Below are 3079 nucleotides of genomic sequence, written 5' to 3'. Positions count from 1 at the left end.
GGCTCCGCACTTGCTTCGCTTCGCCCGCCCAGCCAGCCGGAGGGCCCAAATCGCCGGTCTCGCGAATTCCACCCGACCCACAAGGCGGCAGCGCGAAGCGCAACGCCGCAAAAAGCGGGCCAGGCGGTGCGTTTCCGCACTGTCTGGCCCGTACAACCCAAGGGTTGGTGTGGTCTATGTGAATGGTACCCTGGAGCAATCTATCACGCGCAAATCCTAGCGACTATCCCATGTTGCAATCCCTAGTCTCGACCAACCCTACATTCATAGAATATCATGGGTTATTTTTTCCAAACGTGCAATATTCGTGAAGTTAATTTGTTGAATTTGCTTTACATCTGCAAAAGTGGGAGTTTTCACAAATCGGTATACTTTCACAAAGACCGTCACCAAAAGCTTCCATTCCGTGTTTACAAAAACGGCCCGTTGTCAATTCAACGGGCCGAATGAAACTAAAATGAAACCAAATTATTGGGCACTATCGGTGATGCGCGATTACATCATGCCGCCCATGCCAGGTGCGCCGGCACCGGCACCAGCTGCTGCGTTATCACTCTTCGGTTCCGGAATGTCGCTGACAACCGCTTCAGTCGTCAGAAGCAAAGCAGCAACGGAGGAGGCGTTTTGCAGCGCCGAACGGGTCACTTTAGTCGGGTCAATGATGCCGGCCTCGACCATGTTTTCCCATTTGTCGTCACGCGCGTTGTAGCCCATTTCAGGCTTCTCGTTCTTTAAACGCTCAACGATGACAGAGCCTTCTTTACCGGCGTTCTTGGCAATCTGGCGAACAGGCTCTTCCAGGGCACGAAGAACGATGTTGATCCCAGTCTGGACGTCGCCCTTTTCTTTCAGTGCAGCAACCGCCGGGATGACGTTGATCAGTGCCGTACCACCACCAGCAACGTAGCCTTCTTCAACGGCTGCGCGGGTCGCGTTCAAGGCATCTTCGATCCGGTACTTGCGTTCCTTCAATTCGGTCTCAGTGGCAGCCCCGACATTGATGACCGCAACACCGCCGGCCAGCTTGGCCAGACGTTCTTGCAATTTCTCCCGGTCGAAGTCAGACGTCGTGTCGTCGATCTGCTTCTTGATCTGGCCGACCCGTTCCTCAATGGCTGACTTGTCGCCGGCGCCTTCAACGATGGTTGTATCGTCCTTGGTGACGGTGACCTTGCCGGCTTGACCTAATTGATCAATGGTCGTGTCTTTCAGTTCCAGACCAAGGTCGGAAGAAATGACCGTGCCGCCAGTCAATACGGCGATATCCTGCAACTGTTCCTTACGGCGATCGCCGAAGCCAGGGGCCTTAACGGCAACCACATTGAACGTGCCCCGAATCTTGTTCAGAACCAGGGTCGGCAATGCTTCACCCTCAACGTCGTCAGCAATGATCAGCAGGGCCTTACCCTGTTGCACGATCTGCTGCAGCAACGGCAGGATGTCTTGGATGTTGGAGATCTTCTTATCGGTGATCAGGATATACGGATTATCCAGGTCAGCTTCCATCTTGTCGTTATCGGTGACCATGTATTGAGAAAGGTAGCCGCGGTCGAACTGCATCCCTTCAACGACCTTCAAGTCAGTGTCGATACCCTTGGACTCTTCGATCGTGATCGTGCCGTCGTGACCGACTTTCTCCATGGCGTCAGCGATCAACTTGCCGATTTCTTCACTAGAGGAAGAAACGGAACCAACTTGGGCGATCTGGTCCTTCGTCTCCACCTTGTGAGAATTCTTGTGCAAGGCATCAACAGCGGCCTTCGTGGCCTTCTCGATACCTGTGCGAATACCCACCGGGTTAGCGCCGGCCGTAACGTTCTTCATACCTTCGCGCACGATGGCTTGGGCCAGGACCGTTGCGGTCGTGGTCCCGTCACCAGCGATATCGTTGGTCTTGGAAGCAACTTCCGAAACCAGCTTGGCCCCCATGTTTTCATAGTGGTCAGGGAGCTCGATATCCTTAGCGATCGTGACCCCATCGTTCGTAATTTCCGGTGCCCCGTAGGACTTTTCCAGAACGACGTTGCGGCCTTTAGGCCCGAGCGTTGTCTTGACGGTGTCGGCCAGTTTGTCGACACCCCGTAACATTGCGGCGCGTGCATCTTCAGAGAACTTGATTTCTTTTGCCATTCGAACTTTCACCTCATAAGTAGAATTGTGTTTTTATGTTCGTCACGTCTGCGCAGGTAGAAATTATTCTACGATGGCCATGACGTCTTTTTCATGCAAAACCAAATACTTTTGATCCTCGTAACTTACTTCGGACCCGGCATACTTGTCGAACAGGACCTTGTCACCCTTGGCGATGCTGGGCTTGATACGGTCGCCCTTATCGTTCAAAGCGCCCTCGCCGACAGCAACGACTTCACCAGTTTGCGGCTTTTGCTTAGCATTGCTGGCCAGTACGATGCCGCCAACGGTTTGCTCTTCTTCTTCTTGGACCTTAACGATGACCCGATCACCTAATGGTTTTAACACGAAGAATCCCTCCTAAAACAGTTGTTGTCACTTGATATTGCGGGTTTAGCACTCACTTGCTTCAAGTGCTAATCACATGTTCTATAATATCATTTCCAAGGGGGAATGCAACCATTTTTCCGAAAAAATTTGCAGACTGCCGGCGAGAGTGCTAAATTGCGTTAGCGATGCGCGGAACTCCGCTTCGTGTGCCAGGTCCATGGTCCGTCGTTGGCCCGGGTGGCTACGGGCTCCGCGGGGGCTGGAACGCTGCGGGGCGACTTTGGGGTTGTGACAGAACTCTTCCAAGCACCGTGCCAAAGCTCCGGCAAAATGGGCTGGAACGTGGTGGGCACGGCTGAGCCCATTTTGCCTCCGCTTGCTACGCGTTGGCACTCAATCTCGGGTAAAGGTAAGTTTTGTCACGCCCCCAATTTCGCGGCTGAGCCCCCGCCGCTCCACCCTCCGTCACCCTACATTCTCGGAAACTGGAACGGTCTCCCTCGACACGAAACCCTGGCAGCCTCCTCCCCGGACATCACGACCATTGCCTGCGAATTCAAAGCACAGGCGGCACCTCCGGCGAATGTGTCCGGTCGCAAAAAATCTTACGATCGTGCAG

At 53.8% G+C, this 3079-nt stretch carries 2 protein-coding genes; both read right to left on the bottom strand.

The window, feature by feature from the left end; genetic code table 11:
* Positions 1-495 precede the first annotated feature (495 nt).
* On the bottom strand, positions 496-2130 hold the full coding sequence (gene groL / locus L248_RS05590) for a chaperonin GroEL (RefSeq protein WP_022529152.1): 1635 nt from the start codon (positions 2128-2130) through the stop codon (positions 496-498).
* Positions 2131-2193: 63 nt separating this feature from the next.
* Positions 2194-2478: a co-chaperone GroES gene (gene groES, locus L248_RS05585; RefSeq protein WP_022529151.1), complete on the bottom strand. Its 285-nt coding sequence runs from the start codon at positions 2476-2478 to the stop codon at positions 2194-2196.
* Positions 2479-3079 lie beyond the last annotated feature (601 nt).

The sequence above is a fragment of the Schleiferilactobacillus shenzhenensis LY-73 genome (assembly GCF_000469325.1).
Classification (GTDB): domain Bacteria; phylum Bacillota; class Bacilli; order Lactobacillales; family Lactobacillaceae; genus Schleiferilactobacillus; species Schleiferilactobacillus shenzhenensis.
Note: the sequence above shows the minus strand (reverse complement) of the source record. Positions and strands in the feature narration are given on the sequence as shown.

Excerpts from the sequence above, each read along its gene's own strand:
- groL (WP_022529152.1), bottom strand. The coding sequence starts at position 2,130 with ATGGCAAAAGAAATCAAGTTCTCTGAAGATGCACGCGCCGCAATGTTA.